Raw genomic sequence first — 21,725 nt, 5'->3', positions numbered from 1 at the left:
CCTGTGAACGAATCGTGGAGGATGGATATGTCGGCGCCCGACCAGCAGGTCGTTGAGGCACTGCGTGCCTCGCTGAAGGAGAACGCCCGGCTTCAGCAGGAGAACAGCACACTCGTCGCGGCAGCCGCGGAGCCCATCGCGATCGTGTCCATGGCCTGCCGGTACGCCGGCGGGATCCGTGGGCCGGAGGACTTCTGGCGGGTGGTGTCCGAGGGCGCCGACGTGTACAGCACGTTCCCCGAGGACCGCGGCTGGGACGTCGAGGGCCTCTACCACCCGGACCCCGACAACCCCGGTACGACGTACGTGAAGGAAGGCGCCTTCCTGCACGACGCGGCGCAGTTCGACGCCGGGTTCTTCGGCATCTCGCCGCGCGAGGCCCTGGCGATGGACCCCCAGCAGCGACAGCTGCTCGAGGTGTCCTGGGAGACGTTCGAGCGGGCCGGCATCGACCCCCACTCGGTACGCGGCAGCGACATCGGCGTGTTCGCCGGCATCGTGCACCAGGACTACGCGCCGGACCTCAGCGGCTTCGAGGGGTACCTCAGCCTGGAGCGCGCCCTGGGTACGGCGGGCGGCGTCGCCTCCGGGCGGGTCGCCTACACCCTCGGGCTCGAGGGCCCCGCGGTGACGGTCGACACCATGTGCTCCTCCTCGCTCGTCGCGATCCACCTCGCCGCCCAGGCGCTGCGCCGGGGCGAGTGCTCCATGGCGCTCGCGGGCGGCTCGACGGTCATGGCCACGCCGGGCGGGTTCGTCGGCTTCGCACGTCAGCGCGCACTCGCCTTCGACGGGCGCTGCAAGTCCTACGCCGCCGGCGCCGACGGCTCCGGCTGGGCCGAGGGCGTGGGTGTGGTGCTGCTGGAGCGGCTGTCGGTGGCGCAGGAGCGCGGGCACCAGATCCTGGCCGTGATCCGCGGCAGCGCGGTGAACCAGGACGGTGCGTCCAACGGTCTGACCGCGCCGAACGGGCCGTCGCAGCAGCGGGTCATCCGCAAGGCCCTGGACAGTGCCGGGCTCACCCCGTCCGACGTGGACGCGGTCGAGGGCCACGGCACGGGCACGGTGCTCGGCGACCCGATCGAGGCGCAGGCGCTGCTGGCGACGTACGGCCAGGGTCGCGACCCGGAACAGCCGCTGTGGCTCGGCTCGGTCAAGTCCGTCATCGGGCACACGCAGGCGGCGTCCGGTGTCGCCGCCGTCATCAACATGGTCCAGGCGCTGCGGCACCGCACGCTCCCCGCCACCCTGCACGTGGACGCGCCCACCCCTCAGGTCGACTGGTCCGCGGGTGCGGTGGAGCTGCTGACCGAGGCGCGGGAGTGGCCGCAGAACGGCCACCCGCGCCGCGCCGGTGTCTCCGCCTTCGGGGCCAGCGGCACGAACGCGCACATGATCCTGGAGGAGGCGCCGCAGGAGGCCGCGGAGCCCGTCACGGAAGAGGCGCAGCCTGCCGGTGCGGTGCCGCTGGTGGTGTCGGCGGGGAGCGCCGACTCGCTGGCGACCCAGGCGGGGCGGCTCGCGGAATTCCTCGAGGGCGCCGACGAGGCGCCGTTGGCGGACGTGGCCCGAGCGCTGGTGTCGGGCCGTGCGGTGCTGGGCGAGCGCGCGGTCGTGGTCGCGGGTTCGGACGACGAGGCGCTGGCCGGTCTGCAGGCGCTGGCGCGCGGTGAGAGCGCGCCCGGTGTGGTGACCGGTTCGGGTACGCCGGGCAAGGTCGTGTGGGTGTTCCCCGGTCAGGGCTCGCAGTGGGTGGGCATGGGCCGTGAACTCCTGGACTCCTCCCCGGTGTTCGCCGAGCGGATCGCGCAGTGCGCCGCCGCCCTGGAGCGGTGGGTGGACTGGTCGCTGATCGACGTATTGCGCGGCGAGACCGAGCCCGAGCTCCTGCAGCGGGTCGACGTGGTGCAGCCGGCCAGCTTCGCCGTGATGGTGGGCCTGGCGGCGGTCTGGGCGTCCGTGGGCGTGGAGCCGGACGCGGTGCTCGGCCACTCGCAGGGTGAGATCGCCGCCGCGTGTGTGGCGGGCGCGCTGTCGCTGGAGGACGCGGCGCGCGTGGTGACGCTGCGCAGCCAGGCCATCGCCAAGGACCTGGCCGGCCGCGGCGGCATGGCCTCGGTCGCACTGAACGTGGAAGAGGCCGTTGCGCGGCTGGAGCCGTGGGCGGACCGCGTGGAGGTGGCCGCCGTCAACGGGCCGTCGTCCGTGGTGATCGCCGGTGATGCCGAGGCGCTGGACGAGGCGCTGGACGCACTGGACGACCAGGGCGTCCGCATACGGCGCGTGGCCGTGGACTACGCGTCCCACACCCGGCACGTGGAGGCCATCCGCGACACGCTGGCCGAAGCGCTGGCCGGCGTCACCGCGCAGGCCCCGGCGGTGCCGTTCTACTCGACCGTGACCGGCACGTGGGTGGAGGACGCCGGCGTCCTCGACGGCGCGTACTGGTACCGGAACCTGCGGGGCCAGGTGGGCTTCGGCCCGGCCGTGGCCGAGCTGCTGGCGCAGGGCCACGGGGTGTTCGTGGAGGTCAGTGCCCACCCGGTGCTGGTCCAGCCGATCACCGAGACCGTCGACAAGACCGACACCGGCACCGATGTGGTGGTGACCGGCTCGCTGCGCCGCGAAGACGGAGGTCTGCGGCGGCTGTTCGCCTCGATGGCCGAGCTGTTCGTCCGCGGTGTGACGCTGGACTGGGCCGAGGTCCTGCCCGCCGGAGCGGCGTCCGCACGCATCGAGCTGCCGACGTACGCCTTCGACCACCAGCACTACTGGATCCAGATGGCCGGTTCGGCCACGGACGCGGCCTCGCTGGGGCTGACCGGCGCCGATCACCCGCTGCTGGGCGCGGTGGTGCAGCTGCCGCAGTCCGACGGCCTGGTCTTCACCTCCCGACTGTCGCTGCGGACGCACCCCTGGCTGGCCGGTCACGCGATCGGCGGCGTGGTGATCATCCCCGGCACGATGTACGTCGACCTCGCGGTGCGGGCCGGCGACGAGTTCGGCTACGGCGTCCTCGAAGAGCTCGTGATCGAGTCGCCGCTGGTGCTGCCCGAGCAGGGCGGCGTGCGGTTGCAGGTCGCGGTCGGCGGACCGGGCGAGACCGGCTCGCGCACGGTGGACGTGTACTCCCAGCGCGAGGACGCCGCCGGCGAGGGCGGCGCGAACGCATGGACGCGGCACGCCACCGGACTCCTGGCGGCTTCGTCGGCGACACGAAAGACGGCACAGGACTACGACTTCGCAGCGTGGCCGCCTCCGGGTGCCGAGCCGGTCGAGGTCGGGACCTTCTACACCGACCTGCTCGAGCGCGGCTACGCGTACGGCCCGGCGTTCCAGGGCCTGCGGGCGGTGTGGCGGCGCGGCGACGAGGTCTTCGCCGAGGCCGTCCTGCCCGAGGAGCAGCGGGAGGAAGCCGGCAAGTTCGGCATGCACCCGGCGCTGTTGGACGCCGCCCTCCACACGAACGCCTTCGCCAATCCGGACGACGACCGCCAGGTGCTGCCGTTCGCGTGGAACGGGCTGGTGCTGCACGCCGTGGGTGCCTCGGCACTGCGGGTGCGGGTGGCCCCGTGCGGGCCGGACGCGCTGTCGTTCCAGGCCGCCGACGAGACCGGCGACATGGTCCTGACGATGGACTCGCTGGTGTCCCTGCCCGTGTCCACCGACCAGTTGGGCGCAGCGGCGGGCGATGAGAGCCGCGACTCGCTGTTCGGGGTGGAGTGGACCGAGCTGTCCGCGGCCCAGGGCGCAGAGCCGGCCCCGTCGTGGGTGGCGGTTTCCGGCGCTGACGACGTGGTGGCCCTGGCCGGGAGCGCACCCGTCCCGGCGGTGGCGGTCCTGCAGGCCGTGGCCGGCGCCGACGGCGAGGACGCCGTACTGGAGTTGACCTCCCGGGTGCTGGAGGTCGTCCAGGCCTGGCTGGCCGGGACCGGGCTGGAGGAGTCGAGCCTGGTCGTGGTGACCCGGGGCGCGGTCCCCGCCGGCGACGGTACGGTGACCGACCCGGCCGGATCGGCCGTGTGGGGTCTGGTGCGTGCCGCGCAGGCCGAGAACCCCGACCGGATCATTCTGATCGACACCGACCCGGCCTCCGGTGACGCAGCGGTTTCCGTCCTCGGCGCGGTGCTGGCCAGCGGCGAGCCGCAGGTCGCGGTGCGCGGAACGGCCCTCTCGGTCCCCCGGCTCGTCCGGGCCGGCGGTGAGGTCCCGGACGAGCCCGCGGTGTTCGGAGCCGACGGGACCGTCCTGGTCACGGGTGGCACCGGCGCCCTGGGCGGTCTGGTGGCCCGGCACCTGGTCACCCGGCACGGGGTGCGGCACCTGCTGCTCGCCGGCCGTCGGGGCCCGGCTGCCGAGGGCGTGCAGGAGCTGGTCGCCGAGCTCACCGAGCTGGGTGCCGCGGTGTCGGTGGCGGCCTGTGACGTGTCCGACCGCGGCCAGGTCGAGGCCCTCCTGGCCTCGGTGCCGGCCGAGCACCGCCTGACCGGTGTCGTACACATGGCCGGTGTGCTGGACGACGGCGTGATCGCGACGCTGACCCCGGAACGGCTCGCCACGGTGTTCGCGCCGAAGGTGGACGCGGTACGGCACCTCGACGAGCTCACCCGAGGCCTCGACCTCGACGCCTTCATCGTGTTCTCGTCCGCCGCCTCGCTCATGGGGTCCGCCGGCCAGGGCAACTACGCGGCGGCGAACGCCTACCTCGACGGGCTGATGGCCGACCGCCGGGCGGCGAGCCTGCCCGCACTGTCGCTGGCCTGGGGCCTGTGGGAGCAGAGCAACGGCCTGACCGCTCACCTCAGCGCCGTCGACCAGGCCCGGATGAGCCGTGGCGGCGTGCTGGCGATGACGCCCGCCGAGGGCCTGCACATCTTCGACGTCGGCCTGTACGCGGGCCAGACGCTGCTCGTGCCGATCAAGCTCGACCTGAAGACCATGCGGAGCCAGGCCGCAGCCGGCGGGGGAGTCCCGCACCTGCTGCGCGGCCTGGTCCGCGCGAGCCGGCGCGTGGCGCGGGCGGCTGCCGGGGACAGCAGCGGACTGGTCCGCCGGCTCGCCGGGCTGTCGCCGGCCGAGCAGGAGAGCATCCTGCTGACCGTCGTCCAGGCCGAGTCGGGCAACGTACTCGGTTTCAGCGGCCCCGAACTGGCGCAGGGAACCCGCGGGTTCAGCGACATCGGGTTCGACTCGCTGACCGCGGTCGAGCTGCGGAACCGGCTGAGCGCGGCGACCGGCGTGAAGCTGCCGGCCACGCTGATCTTCGACTACCCCACCCCGGTCGCGCTCGCCCGCCACCTGCGCGAGGAGCTCGGTGACGCGGCCGCCGGCACCCCTGCCGCGGCTGCGGCCGTCGTCGCGGATCCGGACGAGCCGATCGCGATCGTCGGGATGGCGTGCCGACTGCCGGGCGGGGTCGCAGACCCCGATGGCCTGTGGCAGCTGGTGTCCGAGGGCCGTGAGGGCATGTCGTCCTTCCCCGCCGACCGCGGCTGGGACCTCGACGGCCTGCACGCCCCGGACCCCGACGGTGCGGGCGCCTCGTCCGCAAACCAGGGCGGATTCCTGCACGAGGCCGCGCAGTTCGACGCCGCCTTCTTCGGCATCTCGCCGAACGAGGCGCTGGCGATGGACCCGCAGCAGCGGCTGCTGCTGGAGGCCTCCTGGGAGGCGCTGGAGCGGGCGGGCATCGACCCGAGCTCGGCACAGGGCAGCAACATCGGCGTCTTCTCCGGTGTCTCCATCCACGACTACGTCGAGTCCCTGACGAACATGCCCGCGGAACTCGAAGGCTTCGTCACGACCGCCACGGCGGGCAGTGTGGCCTCGGGCCGCGTGTCGTACGCCTTCGGCTTCGAGGGCCCCGCGGTCACCGTGGACACGGCGTGTTCTTCGTCCCTGGTGGCGATGCACCTGGCCGCGCAGGCGCTGCGCCAGGGCGAGTGCTCGATGGCGCTCGCCGGCGGTGTCGCCGTGATGGGTTCGCCGATCGGAATCCTCGGCATGTCGCGCCAGCGCGGCATGGCCGCCGACGGCCGGTGCAAGGCCTACGCGGACGGCGCGGACGGCACGGTGCTGTCCGAGGGTGTCGGTCTGGTGGTGCTGGAGCGGCTGTCGGTGGCGCGTGAGCGCGGACACCGGGTGCTGGCGGTGCTGCGCGGCAGCGCCGTCAACCAGGACGGTGCTTCCAACGGCCTGACGGCGCCGAACGGTCCCTCGCAGCAGCGCGTGATCCGCAAGGCCCTGGACAGCGCCGGGCTCACCGCGTCCGAGGTGGACGTGGTGGAGGGGCACGGCACGGGCACCGCCCTGGGTGACCCGATCGAGGCGCAGGCGCTCCTGGCGACGTACGGGCGGGACCGGGACCCGGAGCAGCCGCTGTGGCTGGGTTCCCTGAAGTCGAACATCGGTCACACGCAGGCGGCTGCCGGTGTGGCCGGCGTGATCAAGATGGTGCAGGCACTGCGGCACGGAGTCATGCCGGCCACGCTGCACGTGCACGAGCCTTCGAGCCAGGTGGACTGGTCCGCGGGTGCCATCGAGCTGCTGACGGAGGCGCGGGAGTGGCCGCGCAACGGTCATCCGCGCCGGGTCGGTGTGTCGTCCTTCGGTATCAGCGGGACGAATGCGCACCTGATCCTGGAGGAGGCGCCGCCGGAGGCGGCGGAGCCCGTCGCGGGAGCGCCGGCGCCTGCCGGTGTGGTGCCGCTGGTGGTCTCGGCGCGGAGTGCCGGTTCGCTCGCGGGCCAGGCCGGGCGGCTCGCGGAGTTCGTCGAGGGCGCCGGAGAGGTGCCACTGGCGGACGTGGCCGGGGCGCTGGTGTCGGGCCGTACGGTCTTCGGCGAGCGCGCCGTGGTGGTCGCCGAGTCGGGCGAGGAGGCGCTGGCCGCTCTGCAGGCACTGGCGCGCGGTGAGAACGCGGCCGGTGCGGTGTCCGGCAGCGCGACTGCCTCGGGCAAGGTCGTGTGGGTGTTCCCGGGCCAGGGCTCGCAGTGGGCGGGCATGGGTCGTGAACTCCTGGATTCCTCGCCGGTGTTCGCGGCGCGGATCGCGGAGTGCGCTGCCGCGCTGGAGCCGTGGATCGACTGGTCGCTGATCGAGGTGTTGCGCGGCGAGGCAGACCCCGAGCTCATGGAGCGGGTCGACGTCCTGCAGCCGGCGAGCTTCGCCGTGATGGTGGGTCTGGCGGCGGTGTGGGCTTCGGTCGGGGTCAAGCCCGATGCGGTGCTCGGCCACTCGCAGGGTGAGATCGCCGCCGCGTGTGTGGCGGGTGCGCTCTCGCTGGAGGACGCGGGCCGTGTGGTGGCGCTGCGCAGCCAGGCCATCGCCGAGGAGCTGGCCGGCCGCGGCGGCATGGCGTCGGTCGCGCTGAGCGCGGACGCGGCGGTTGCACGGCTCGAGCCGTGGGCGGACCGGGTCGAGGTGGCCGCGGTCAACGGCCCGTCGTCGGTGGTGATCGCCGGTGACGCGGAGGCGCTGGACGAGGCCTTGGAGGCGCTGTCCCGTGAGGGAGTCCGAGTGCGTCGGGTCGCGGTGGACTACGCCTCGCACACCCGGCACGTGGAGGCCATCTCCCACACGCTCGCCGAAACACTGGCCGGGATCGACGCCCAGGCCCCGACGGTGCCGTTCTACTCCACCGTCATCGGCGGCTGGGTCTCGGACGCCGGCGTCCTGGACGGCGACTACTGGTACCGGAACCTGCGCGGCCAGGTGGGCTTCGGCCCCGCCGTGGCCGAACTGATCGGTCAGGGCCACGGGGTGTTCGTCGAGGTCAGCGCCCACCCGGTGCTGGTCCAGCCGGTCAGCGAGATCGTCGACGGCACGGACACCGATGCCGTGGTGACCGGCTCGCTGCGCCGCGAGGACGGTGGCCTGCGACGGCTGCTGGCCTCGATGGCCGAGCTGTTCGTACGCGGCGTGGCCGTGGACTGGAGCGGCGTGCTGCCGCAGACGGCGCCGTCCCGGCCCCTGGACCTGCCGACGTACGCCTTCGACCACCAGCACTACTGGCTCCAGACGGCCGGATCGGCCACCGACGCCGCGTCGCTGGGCCAGACGACGGCCGATCACCCGCTGCTGGGTGCGGTGGTGCAGCTGCCGCAGTCCGACGGCCTGGTCTTCACCTCCCGACTGTCGCTGAAGTCCCACCCCTGGCTGGCCGATCACACGATCGGTGGTGTGGTGCTCCTCCCGGGCACCGGGCTGGTGGAGCTCGCGGTGCGGGCCGGCGACGAGGCCGGCTGCGGCGCACTGGACGAACTCGTCATCGAGGCACCGCTGGTGGTGCCCGAGCACGGCGGAGTCCGCGTCCAGGTCGCCGTCGGCGGCCCGGGTGAGAACGGCTCGCGGACCGTGGAGATCTACTCCCAGCGTGAGGACGCTGCCGGGGAGGGCAGGTGGACGCGGCACGCCACCGGTGTGCTGTCGGCATCGGTCCGGCCGGGTGGCCCCGGCACCGGGTTCGACTTCGCCACCTGGCCGCCGGCCGGCGCACAGCCGGTCGAGGCCGGGGACTTCTACTCCGGCCTGGTCGAGCGTGGCTACGGCTACGGTCCGGCGTTCCAGGGCGTACGGGCCGTGTGGCGGCGCGGCGAGGAACTCTTCGCCGAGGTCGCCCTGCCCGAGGAGCAGCGCAAGGAAGCCGGCAAGTTCGGCCTCCACCCCGCGCTGCTCGACGCGGCCCTGCACGCCGGGACGGCCGAGGCCACGACGGAGGAGGGACAGCTGCAGCCGCTCGACTGGAACGGGCTGGTGCTGCACGCCGCGGGCGCCTCGGCACTGCGGGTACGGCTGGCACCCCTCGGCCCGGACGCGCTGGCGGTCGAGGCTGCCGACGAGACCGGCGGCCTGGTCCTGACGCTGGACTCGCTGGTGTCCCGGCCGGTCTCCGCCGAGCAGTTGGAGACCACTGCGGGCACGGCGCGCACCGACTCGCTGTTCCAGGTGGAGTGGACCGAGCTGCCCCGGGCTCAGGGCGCCGGGCTCGCTCCGTCCTGGCTGCCGGTGACCGATGCCGACGATGTGGCGGCTCTCGCCGGGAGCGCAGCTGCCCCGGCGGTGGCGGTCCTCGAGGCCGTCGGAGGCACCGGTGAGGGCGCGGTGCTGGCGCTGACCTCCCGGGTGCTGGAGGTCGTACAGGCGTGGCTGGCCGGGACCGGGCTGGAGGAGTCGCGACTGGTGGTCGTGACCCGCGGTGCGGTCCCCGCCGGTGACGGTGCGGTGACCGACCCGGCCGGGTCGGCGGTGTGGGGCATGGTGCGTGCCGCCCAAGGCGAGAACCCCGACCGGATCGTGCTCCTGGACACCGACCCCGCTGCCGAAGGCGCCGTGGAGCTGGTGCTGGGTGCGGTGCTGGCCGGCGGGGAGCCGCAGGTCGCGGTCCGTGGCACGGTCCTCTCCGCCCCCCGGCTCGTCCGGGCCGGCAGCGAGGTGCCGGATGCCCCCGCGGTGTTCGGGCCGGAGGGGACGGTCCTGGTCACGGGTGGTACCGGTTCGCTGGGTGGCCTGGTGGCCCGTCACCTGGTCTCCCGGCGCGGCGTGCGGCACCTGGTGCTGGCCAGCCGTCGCGGCCCGGACGCCGAAGGCGTGCAGGAGCTGGTCGCGGAGCTGACCGAGCAGGGCGCTGCCGTCTCGGTGGTGGCCTGTGACGTGTCCGACCGTGGCCAGGTCGAGGCGCTGCTGGCCTCGGTGCCGGCCGAGCACCGCCTGACCGGTGTCGTGCACACCGCCGGTGTGCTGGATGCCGGAGTGATCGAAACGGTGACCCCGGAGCGGCTGGCGAGGGTGTTCGCGCCGAAGGTGGACGCGGTGCGGCACCTGGACGAGCTGACCCGGGGCCTGGACCTGGACGCGTTCATCGTCTACTCCTCCGTCTCGGCCGTCTTCATGGGCGCGGGCAGCGGCAGCTACGCGGCCGCCAACGCCTACCTGGACGGGCTGATGGCCAACCGCCGGGCCGCCGGTGTGCCGGGTCTGTCGCTGGCCTGGGGCCTGTGGGACCAGACCTCCGGCATGGCGGCCAACACCGACGACCTCACCAGGAACCGGATGAACCGGCGTGGCGGTCTGCAGGCGATGCCGCCGGCAGAGGGGATGGAGCTGTTCGAAGCCGCTCTGGGGTCCGCACAGTCGCTGCTGGTGCCGGCCAAGCTGGACCTGCGGGGGGTGCGCGCCGACGCGGCCGCCGGGGGCGGCGTACCGCACATGCTGCGCAGCCTGGTCCGGGTGGGCCGGCAGCAGGCGCAGGCGGCGGACACCGCCGACGAGGGCCGGGGGCTGTACGACCGGCTGGCCACGCTGACCGCCGCCGATCAGGCGAAGGCCCTCCTCGACCTGGTGCGGACTCAGGTGGCGGCCGTGCTCGGACATGCCGGGCCGGAGAGCGTGCGGTCGGACATGGCGTTCAAGGACGCCGGCTTCGACTCGCTCACGTCGGTGGAATTGCGCAACCGGCTGCGTGAGGCGACCGGTCTGAAGCTTCCGGCAACGCTGGTCTTCGACTATCCGGCCCCGCAGGTTCTCGCCCGCCACCTGCACCAGGAATTGCTGCCGCCCAACGATGCAATTGAGACGGAAGTGGATGAAGAGCGACTGCGGAACGCACTCGTATCCCTCCCGCTGGCCCGGTTCCGGGAAGCGGGACTGATGGAAGCCCTGGTCAAGCTGGTCGCCCACGGCGATGGCGGACCGGAAATCGGCGGGATCGACGACGCCGACGAGGAGAGGGCGATCGCCGAGCTGGACGTCGATGACCTCGTGCAGCTGGCGCTCGGCGAATAAGAACCTTCGAAACCGCGGAATGATGGGGGCAATTAAGTGAGTGCGTCGTATGAAAAGGTCGTCCAGGCGCTGAGGAAGTCGCTGGAAGAGGTCGGCTCGCTGAAGAAGCAGAACCGCCAACTCCTCGATGCTTCCCGAGAGCCGATCGCCATCGTGGGCATGTCGTGCCGTCTGCCGGGTGGCGTGGCGGGGCCGGAGGACCTGTGGCGGATGGTCTCCGAGGGCCGGGACGCGGTCTCCGGGTTCCCCGAGGACCGCGGCTGGGACCTGGAGGGCCTGTTCGACCCGGACCCCGAGCGCGCGGGTACCTCGTACACCGACCAGGGCGGGTTCCTGCACGAGGCGGGGCTCTTCGACGCGGGGTTCTTCGGGATCTCGCCGCGTGAGGCGCTGGCGATGGACCCGCAGCAGCGGCTGCTGCTGGAGGCCTCGTGGGAGGCGCTGGAGCGGGCGGGCATCGACCCGGTCTCGCTGAAGGGCACCGACGTCGGCGTGTTCTCCGGGGTCTTCGGCCAGGGCTACGTCGCGCCGGGCGCCAGTGTGGTGACGCCCGAGCTGGAGGGCTTCGCGGGCACGGGCGGCTCGACGAGCGTGGCGTCCGGCCGGGTGTCGTACGTGCTCGGTTTCGAGGGTCCGGCGGTTTCCGTGGACACCGCGTGTTCGTCCTCGCTGGTGGCGATGCACCTGGCCGCGCAGGCGCTGCGCCAGGGCGAGTGCTCGATGGCGCTGGCCGGCGGCGCGACGGTGCTGGCTTCGCCCGGCGTCTTCGCGGAGTTCTCCCGGCAGCGTGGCCTGGCCGCCGACGGCCGGTGCAAGGCGTTCGCCGATGCTGCGGACGGCACGGGCTGGGCCGAGGGCGTCGGTGTGGTCGTACTCGAGCGGCTGTCGGTGGCGCGGGAGCGCGGGCACCGGGTGCTGGCGGTGCTGCGGGGCAGCGCCGTCAACCAGGACGGTGCTTCCAACGGTCTGACGGCGCCGAACGGTCCCTCGCAGCAGCGGGTGATCCGCGGGGCGCTGGCCAGTGCCGGTCTGGTCTCGGCGGACGTGGACGTGGTGGAGGGGCACGGTACGGGCACCGCCCTGGGCGACCCGATCGAGGCGCAGGCGCTGCTGGCCACGTACGGCCAGGGCCGCGACCCGGAACAGCCGCTGTGGCTCGGCTCGCTGAAGTCCAACATCGGTCACGCGCAGGCGGCTGCCGGTGTGGCCGGTGTGATCAAGATGGTGGAGGCACTGCGCCACGGCGTCATGCCCCCGACGCTGCACGTGGATGCACCCACGACCGAGGTGGACTGGTCCGCGGGTGCGGTGGAGCTGCTGACCGAGGCCCGCGAGTGGCCGCAGAACGGCCGGCCGCGCCGCGCCGGCGTGTCCGCGTTCGGTGTCAGTGGCACGAACGCGCACCTGATCCTCGAGGAAGCGCCGCAGGAGGAGACGGAGCAGGACTCCGGCAAGGCCCTGCCCACAGGCGCGGTGCCGCTGGTGGTTTCGGCCCGGACCCCCGGTGCGCTTTCGGCTCAGGCCGGGCGGCTGGCGTCGTTCGTCGAGGACGCCGAGGGAGTGTCGACGGCGGACGTGGCCGGGGCGCTGGTCTCGGGCCGTGCGGTGCTGGGCGAGCGCGCGGTCGTCGTGGCCGACTCCGCCGACGAGGCGCTGGCCGGTCTCCAGGCGCTGGCGCGCGGTGAGGACGCGGCCGGTGTCGTGGCCGGCAGTGCCGGTTCCGGTGCGCCGGGCAAGGTCGTGTGGGTGTTCCCGGGCCAGGGCTCGCAGTGGGCGGGCATGGGTCGTGAACTCCTGGACTCCTCCCCGGTGTTCGCGGACCGCATCGCGGAATGTGCGGCCGCGCTGGAGCCGTGGATCGACTGGTCGCTGATCGACGTACTGCGCGGCGAGACCGAGCCCGAGCTCATGGAGCGGGTCGACGTCCTGCAGCCGGCGAGCTTCGCCGTGATGGTCGGTCTGGCGGCGGTATGGGCCTCGGTCGGGGTCAAGCCCGATGCGGTGCTCGGCCACTCGCAGGGTGAGATCGCCGCCGCGTGTGTGGCGGGTGCGCTGTCGCTGGAGGACGCGGCGCGCGTCGTGGCGCTGCGCAGCCAGGCCATCGCCAAGGAGCTGGCGGGCCGCGGCGGCATGGCTTCGGTGGCGCTGAGCGCGGACGAGGCGCTCGTACGGCTGGCCCCGTGGGAGGACCGTGTCGAGGTCGCGGCGGTCAACGGCCCGACCTCCGTGGTCATCGCCGGCGACGCCGAGGCCCTGGACGAGGCGCTCGAAACGCTGTCCGGCGAAGGCGTCCGGGCACGCCGGATCGCGGTGGACTACGCCTCGCACACCCGGCACGTGGAGGACATCCGCGAGGCGCTCGCCGAAGCGCTGGCCGAGGTGACTGCTCTGGCGCCGACGGTGCCGTTCTACTCCACCGTCACGGGCACGTGGGTGGAGGACGCCGACGTCCTCGACGGCGGGTACTGGTACCGCAATCTGCGCGGCCAGGTGGGCTTCGGCCCGGCCGTGGCCGAGCTGCTCATGCAGGGCCACGGGGTGTTCGTCGAGGTCAGCGCCCACCCGGTGCTGGTCCAGCCGATCACCGAAACCGTCGACAACAGCGACACCGCAGCCGATGTCCTGGTGACCGGCTCGCTGCGCCGCGAAGACGGCGGTCTGCGGCGGCTGTTCGCCTCGATGTCCGAGTTGTTCGTCCGCGGTGTGGCCGTGGACTGGAGCGGGGTCCTGCCCGCCGGGGCAGCGTCCGCCCACGTGGACCTGCCGACGTACGCCTTCGAGCACCGGCACTACTGGCTCGAGGCGGTCGGTTCGGCCACGGACGCGGCCTCGCTGGGCCAGACGACGGCCGACCACCCCCTGCTGGGCGCGGTGGTGCGCCTGCCGCAGTCCGACGGGCTCGTCTTCACCTCCCGACTGTCGCTGAAGTCGCACGCCTGGCTGGCCGATCACGCGGTGAGCGGTGTGGTGATCCTGCCCGGTACCGGCCTGGTGGAGCTGGCCGTCCGGGCCGGTGACGAGGCCGGGTGCGGGCTGCTGGAAGAGCTCGTGATCGAGGCGCCGCTGGTGGTGCCCGAGCACGGCGGAGTCCGCGTCCAGGTCGCGGTCGGCGGGCCGGGCGAGACCGGTTCGCGCACGGTGGAGGTGTACTCCCAGCGCGAGGACGCCGCCGACGAGGGCGGCGCGGACGTGTGGACGCGGCACGCCACCGGGCTCCTGTCGGCATCGCCGGCGGCCCACGGGACGGAGTTCGACTTCGCCGCCTGGCCCCCGAAGGGTGCCCAGCCGGTCGAGGTCGGGACCTTCTACACCGACCTGCTCGAGCGCGGCTACGCGTACGGCCCGGCGTTCCAGGGCCTGCGTACGGTGTGGCGGCGCGGCGACGAGGTCTTCGCCGAGGTCGTCCTGCCCGAGGAGCAGAGCAAGGACGCCGCCAAGTTCGGCATCCACCCCGCGCTGCTCGACGCTGCCCTGCAGGCCGGCACGGTCGGCGCAGCGGCGGCCACGGCAGAGGACGCAGACGCCGGGGAGCCGGTGCTCGCTTTCGCGTGGAACGGGCTGGCGCTGCACGCAGCGGGTGCCACGGCCCTGCGCGTACGCGTGGCGCCGAGCGGCCCGGACGCGCTGTCGTTCCAGGCTGCCGACGAGACCGGCGGCCCGGTCCTGACGCTGGACTCGCTGGTGTCCCGGCCGGTCTCCGCCGAACAGCTGGGCGGCGCCGCGGATGCGGCGGTCGCCAACGCACTGTTCCAGGTGGAGTGGAGCGAGCTGCCCGAGATCCAGGCCGAGCCCTCGCTGTCGTGGGCGCCGGTGGCCACCGCCGACGAGGTGACGTCGCTGGCCGAAGGCATGGCGGCGGTCCCCGGCGCATCGCTCGTGGCGGTCCTGGAAGCCGTCGGCGACAAGGACGGCGGCGAGGACGCGGTGCTGGCGCTGACCTCCCGTGTGCTGGGGGTCCTGCAGGCGTGGCTGGCCGGCGCCGGGCTCGAGGAGTCGCAGCTGGTGGTGGCGACCCGGGGTGCGGTGCCCGCCGGTGACGGCGCGGTGACCGACCCCGCGGGCGCCGCGGTATGGGGTCTGGTGCGTGCTGCCCAGACCGAAAGCCCCGACCGCGTCATCCTGGTGGACATCGACCCCGCTGCCGAAGGCGGCACGGATTCGGTGATGGACACGGTCCTGGACTCGGTGCTGGCCTGCGGTGAGCCGCAGGTCGCGGTGCGCGGGACCACCTTCTCCGTACCCCGGCTCGCCCGTACCACCGCTCACGTTCCGGACGCACCGGCGGTCTTCGGGCCGGAGGGAACCGTCCTGGTCTCCGGCGCCGGTTCCCTGGGCGGCCTGGTGGCCCGGCATCTGGTCTCCCGGCACGGAGTGCGGCATCTGGTACTCGCCAGCCGCCGCGGCCCGGACGCCGACGGAGTGCAGGAACTGGTCGCCGAACTGACCGAGCACGGCGCTGCGGTCTCGGCGGTCGCCTGCGACATGTCCGACCGCGGCCAGGTCGAGGCCCTGCTGGCAGCAGTCCCGGCCGAGCACCCCCTCAGCGGTGTGGTGCACACGGCAGGCGTGTTCGACGACGGGCTGATCGCGGCACTCACCCCGGAGCGGCTGGCGGGGGTGTTCGCGCCGAAGGTGACCGCGGTGCGGCACCTCGACGAACTGACCCGCGGAACGGACCTCGACGCATTCGTCGTCTTCTCGTCCGTCGCAGGCCTGTCCGGAGGCGCCGGCCAGGGCAACTACTCGGCGGCGAACGCCTTCCTCGACGGATTGATGAACAACCGCCGGGCGGCGGGCCTGCCCGGCCTGTCGCTGGCCTGGGGCCTGTGGGACCAGACCCTCGGCATGGCCACGCACCTCAGCACCGTCGACCAGGCGCGTGCGAGCCGTAGCGGCGTGCTGGCGATATCGGCGGCAGAGGGCATGGACCTCTTCGATGCCGGTCTGGCGTCCGAGCAGGCCCTGCTGGTGCCGGTCAAGCTGGACCTGCGCGGGATACGTGCCGACGCGGCGGCCGGTCGTGGCGTACCGAACCTGCTGCGCGGCCTGGTCCGCGCGGGCCGGCAGCAGGCGAGTGCGGGCGGCGCCGCCGACGAGGGCCGTCAGCTCTCCGACCGCCTGGCCGGACTCACCGCGGAGGAGCAGGAGACCCTGCTCCTCGACCTGGTGCGTGCTCAGGCCGCGGTCGTGCTCGGGCACTCCGACTCGGGCAGTGTCCGTGCGGAGACGGCGTTCAAGGACGCCGGCTTCGACTCGCTGACGTCGGTGGAACTGCGGAACCGGGTGCGCGAGGCGACCGGTCTGAAGCTTCCGGCGACGCTGGTCTTCGACTACCCGACCCCGCTGGCCCTCGCCCGCTACCTGCGCGAGGAGTTCGGCGACGCGGCGCCGGCGCCGGTGGAGCCGACGGTCATGGCAGCCGACACGGGTGAGCCGCTCGCGATCGTGGGTATGGCGTGCCGCCTGCCGGGCGGGGTGGCGGATCCCGAGGACCTGTGGCGGATGGTGTGCGAGGGCCGCGACGCGGTGTCCTCCTTCCCCGACGACCGCGGCTGGGACCTGGAGGGTCTGTTCGACCTGGATCCCGACCACGCGGGTACGTCGTACACCGATCAGGGCGGCTTTCTGCAGGGAGCGGGCCAGTTCGACGCGGGCTTCTTCGGGATCTCGCCGCGTGAGGCGCTGGCGATGGACCCGCAGCAGCGACTGCTACTGGAGACCTCCTGGGAGGCGCTGGAGGGGGCCGGCATCGACCCGGTCTCGCTGAAGGGCACCGACGTCGGTGTGTTCTCCGGCGTCTCCAGCCAGGGCTACGGGACCGGCACGGTCGCGCCGGAGGTGGAAGGTTTCGCAGGCACGGGGCTCGCGCCGAGCGTGGCGTCGGGCCGGGTGTCCTACGTGTTCGGCTTCGAGGGCCCGGCGGTTTCCGTCGATACCGCGTGTTCTTCGTCCCTGGTGGCGATGCACCTGGCCGCGCAGGCGCTCCGCCAGGGCGAGTGCTCGATGGCACTGGCCGGCGGCGCGATGGTGATGTCGACGCCCGGCGCGTTCATGGCCTTCTCCCGGCAGCGCGGCCTGGCCGCCGACGGCCGGTGCAAGGCGTTCGCGGACGGCGCGGACGGCATGGGTCTGTCCGAGGGCGTCGGCGTGGTGCTGCTCGAGCGCCTGTCGGTGGCGCGGGAGCGCGGGCACCGGGTTCTCGCGGTGCTGCGTGCCAGTGCGGTCAACCAGGACGGCGCGTCGAACGGCCTGACCGCGCCCAGCGGCCCGTCCCAGCAGCGGGTGATCCGCAAGGCCCTGGCCAACGCCGGGCTTTCCCCGGCCGATGTGGACGTGGTCGAGGGGCACGGTACGGGTACGGCCCTGGGCGACCCGATCGAGGCGCAGGCGCTGCTCGCGACGTACGGCAAGGGCCGGGATCCGGAGCAGCCGCTCTGGCTCGGTTCCCTGAAGTCGAACATCGGCCATGCGCAGGCGGCTGCCGGTGTGGCCAGTGTGATCAAGATGGTGCAGGCGCTGCGCCACGGCGTCATGCCCCCCACCCTGCACGCCCAGAAGCCCACGACCGAGGTGGACTGGACGGCGGGTGCCGTCGAGCTCCTGACCGAGGCACGCGAGTGGCCGCAGAACGGTCACCCGCGCCGGGCCGGTGTCTCCTCCTTCGGTGTCAGCGGCACGAACGCCCACCTGATCCTGGAGGAAGCACCCGCCGAAGAGGCAGCTGAGACCGTCGCGGAAGCACCGGCGCCTGCCGGTGTGGTCCCGCTGGTGGTCTCGGCGCGGAGCGCCGGTTCGCTCGCGGGCCAGGCCGAACGGCTGGCGGCCTACGTCGACGGCACCGCCGAGGTGTCGCTGGCGGGCGTGGCCGGAACGCTGGTCTCGGACCGTACGGTCTTCGGCGAGCGCGCGGTGGTGGTCGCCGACTCGGACAAGGAGGCGCTGGCCGGTCTGCAGGCGCTGGCGCGCGGTGAGAGCGCGCCGGGTGTGGTGTCCGGCAGCGCGACCGCTTCGGGCAAGGTCGTGTGGGTGTTCCCGGGCCAGGGCTCGCAGTGGGCCGGCATGGGCCGTGAGCTGCTCGACTCCTCGCCGGTGTTCGCGGCGCGGATCGCGGAGTGCGCTGCCGCGCTGGAGCCGTGGATCGACTGGTCGCTGATCGAGGTGCTGCGCGGCGAAGGCGACCCCGAGCTCATCGAGCGGGTCGACGTCCTGCAGCCGGCCAGTTTCGCCGTGATGGTGGGTCTGGCGGCGGTGTGGGCGTCGGTCGGGGTCAAGCCCGATGCGGTGCTCGGCCACTCGCAGGGCGAGATCACCGCCGCGTGTGTGGCGGGGGCGCTGTCGCTGGACGACGCGGCGCGCGTGGTGGCCCTGCGCAGCCAGGCCATCGCCGAGGAGCTGGCCGGGCGTGGCGGTATGGCCTCGGTCGCGCTGAGCGCGGACGAGGCGGTTGCGCGGCTGGTGCCGTGGGCGGACCGGGTCGAGGTGGCCGCCGTCAACGGGCCTGCCTCCGTCGTGATCGCCGGCGACGCCGAGGCGCTGGACGAAGCGCTGGAGACCCTCTCCGGTGAGGGCGTCCGGGTGCGCCGGGTCGCGGTGGACTACGCGTCCCACACCCGGCACGTGGAGGACCTCCGCGACACCCTCGCCGAAACGCTGGCCGGGATCGCCGCGAAGGCTCCGACGGTGCCGTTCTACTCGACCGTCACGGGCACGTGGGTGGAGGACGCCGACGTCCTGGACGGCGCGTACTGGTACCGCAATCTCCGTGGCCAGGTGGGCTTCGGCCCGGCCGTGGCCGAGCTGCTCACGCAGGGCCACGGGGTGTTCGTGGAGGTCAGCGCCCACCCGGTGCTGGTCCAGCCGATCAACGAGACCGTCGACAACACCGACGCCAACACCGGCACCGATGTGGTGGTGACCGGTTCGCTGCGCCGCGAGGACGGCGGCCTGCGACGGCTGTTCGCCTCGATGGCCGAGCTGTTCGTCCGCGGTGTGGCCGTGGACTGGGCCGAGGCCCTGCCCGCCGGAGCGGCGTCCGCACGCATCGACCTGCCGACGTATTCCTTCGACCACCAGCACTACTGGCTGCACCTGGCCGAGGCGGCCACCGATGCGGCGTCGCTGGGCCAGGCGGCGGCCGATCACCCGCTGCTGGGCGCGGTCGTGCGGCTCCCGCAGTCGGACGGCCTGGTCTTCACCTCGCGACTGTCCCTGAAGTCGCACCCCTGGCTGGCCGATCACAGGGTCGGCGGTGTGGTGCTCCTCCCGGGCACCGGACTGGTGGAGCTGGCGGTACGAGCCGGCGACGAGGCGGGGTGCGGGCTCTTGGAAGAACTCGTGACCGAGGCCCCGCTGGTGGTGCCCGAGCAGGGCGGTGTGCGCGTCCAGGTCGCCGTCGGCGGACCCGGCGAGACCGGCTCGCGCACGGTGCACGTGTACTCCCAGCGCGAGGACGCCGTCGGCGAGAGCGGCGCGGACGTGTGGACGCGGCACGCCACCGGGCTCCTTGCGGCGTCCGCGGCGACACAGGGAGCGGCGCAGGAGTTCGACTTCGCCGCCTGGCCGCCTCCCGGCGCGCAGCAGGTGGACATCAGCGGTGGCTACGCCATGCTCGCGCAGGTGGGGTACGCCTACGGGCCGGCGTTCCAGGGCATGCGGGCCGTGTGGCGGCGCGGCGAGGAACTCTTCGCCGAGGTCGCCCTGCCCGAGGACCAGCGCAAGGAAGCCGGCAAGTTCGGCCTCCACCCCGCGCTGCTGGACGCGGCCCTGCAGGCCGGGATGTTCAGCGCCGCGGCGAGCGCGGCGACGGAGGAGTCCTCGGAACCGGTGATGCCGTTCGCGTGGAACGGGCTGGCCCTGCACGCCGCGGGTGCCTCGGCCCTGCGGATTCGCGTGGCGCCGAACGGTCCCGATGCGCTGTCGGTCAAGGCTGCCGACGAGACCGGTGGCCCCGTGGTGACGCTGGACTCGCTGGTCCTGCGGCCGGTGTCCGTCGAGCAGTTGGGCGCGGCTGCGGACACCGCGGTCGCCAACTCGCTCTTCGAGGTGGAGTGGTCCGAGCTGCCCCAGGCCCCGGGGGCGGAGCTGTCGCCGTCGTGGGTGCCGGTGGCCACCGCCGACGAGGTGGCGGCCCTGGCCGGCGGCGCGGGAGTTCCGGCCGCGGCCGTCCTGGAGGCCGTCGGCGGTTCCGGCGAGGACGCGGTGCTGGCGCTGACCTCCCGCGTGCTGGAGGTCGTACAGGCCTGGCTGGCCGACTCCGGGATGGAGGAGTCGCGCCTGGTGGTGCTGACGCGTGGCGCGGTTCCGGCCGGTGACGGCGCGGTGACCGACCCGGCCGGGTCGGCGGTGTGGGGTCTGGTGCGTGCCGCCCAGTCCGAGAACCCGGACCGGATCGTCCTGGTGGACACCGACCCCGCTGCCGAGGGCGGCACGGACTCGGTGCTGGATTCCGTACTCGGTTCGGTGCTGGCCTCCGGTGAGCCGCAGATCGCGACGCGCGGAACGATCCTCTCCGTACCCCGGCTCGTCCGGGTCACCGGCGAGGCCCCGGACGCCCCCGTGGGGTTCGGACCGGACGGGACCGTCCTGGTCTCCGGCGCCGGATCGTTGGGCGCGCTGGCGGCCCGTCACCTGGTCACCCGGCTCGGCGTGCGGCACCTGCTGCTGGCCAGCCGCCGGGGTCCGGCTGCCGAGGGCGTGCAGGAGCTGGTCGCCGAGCTCACCGAGCTGGGTGCCACGGTTTCGGCGGTCGCCTGTGACGTGTCCGACCGTGATCAGGTCGAGGCCCTGCTGGCATCGGTTCCGGCCGAGCACCGGCTGTCCGGTGTGGTGCACACGGCGGGCGTTTTCGATCCGGGTGTGGTCGGGGCGCTGACCCCGGAGCGGCTCGCGGGGGTCTTCGCGCCGAAGGTGGACGCGGTCCGTCACCTCGACGAACTGACCCGCGGAACGGACCTCGAAGCCTTCATCGTCTACTCCTCCGCATCGTCCATCTTTATGGGAGCTGGTAGTGGTGGCTACGCGGCGGCCAATGCTTTCCTGGACGGGTTGATGGCCTGCCGCCGGGCGGCGGGCCTGCCGGGTCTGTCGCTGGCCTGGGGCCCGTGGGAGCAGGTCACCGGTCTGGGCGACAGCATCGACGACCTCACTCTGACTCAGATGAGCCGGCGTGAGGGACGTGGGGGAGTCATGGCGCTCAAGTCCGCCGAAGGTATGGAGCTGTTCGGTGCAGCCGTGGGGTCCGGACGGGCGCTGCTGGTGCCGGTCAAGCTGGACCTGCGCGGTGTGCGCGCCGACGCCGCGACCGGTGTCGGGGTGCCGCACCTGCTGCGCGGGCTGGTACCGGCCGGCCGGCAACTGGCGAACGCCGGGGGCACCGGCAACGAGGGCCGTCAGCTGTCCGACCGGCTGGCCGGACTCACCGCGGCGGAGCAGGAGACCCTGCTCCTCGACCTGGTGCGTGCTCAGGCCGCGGTCGTGCTCGGGCACTCCGACTCGGGCAGTGTCCGTGCGGAGATGGCGTTCAAGGAGGCCGGTTTCGACTCGCTGACGTCGGTGGAACTGCGGAACCGGGTGCGTGAGGCGACCGGTCTGAAGCTTCCGGCGACGCTCGTCTTCGACTACCCGACCCCGCTGGCCCTCGCCCGCCACCTGCGCGAGGAGTGCGGCGTCGACGAGGCGTCCGCCGCCGATCCGGTGCTGGCCGGTCTCGCCGGTCTGGAGGCGTCCATCGAGGCCGCGGCTTCCGATGACGAGGCCCGCGACCGGATCACCGTACGGCTGCGGGAACTGCTGAAGGCAGCCGAGTCGGCGGGCGGTCCCGATGCGGCGGCGGGAACTGCGGAAACGTCCAACGAGGATCTCGAAACCGCTGACGACGAGGAGCTGTTCGCGATCTTCGACCGGCTCGACTGAGCCGGACCCCGTACGGCCGGGCCCGGGTGGGC

Annotated in this window: 2 protein-coding genes; both read left to right on the top strand. The window is 73.4% G+C overall.

Going from position 1 to position 21,725, the window contains the following annotated elements; genetic code table 11:
* The first annotated feature begins 3 nt into the window (after positions 1 to 3).
* Positions 4 to 10,782, top strand: coding sequence for a type I polyketide synthase (locus ACZ49B_RS11810; RefSeq protein WP_468303731.1), 10,779 nt, complete (start codon positions 4 to 6; stop codon positions 10,780 to 10,782).
* Between the two features lie 36 nt (positions 10,783 to 10,818).
* On the top strand, positions 10,819 to 21,693 hold the full coding sequence (locus ACZ49B_RS11805; protein ID WP_468303728.1) for a type I polyketide synthase: 10,875 nt from the start codon (positions 10,819 to 10,821) through the stop codon (positions 21,691 to 21,693).
* Positions 21,694 to 21,725: the final 32 nt, after the last annotated feature.

The organism is Streptomyces sp. NPDC031132, assembly GCF_055570595.1.
Note: the sequence above shows the minus strand (reverse complement) of the source record. Positions and strands in the feature narration are given on the sequence as shown.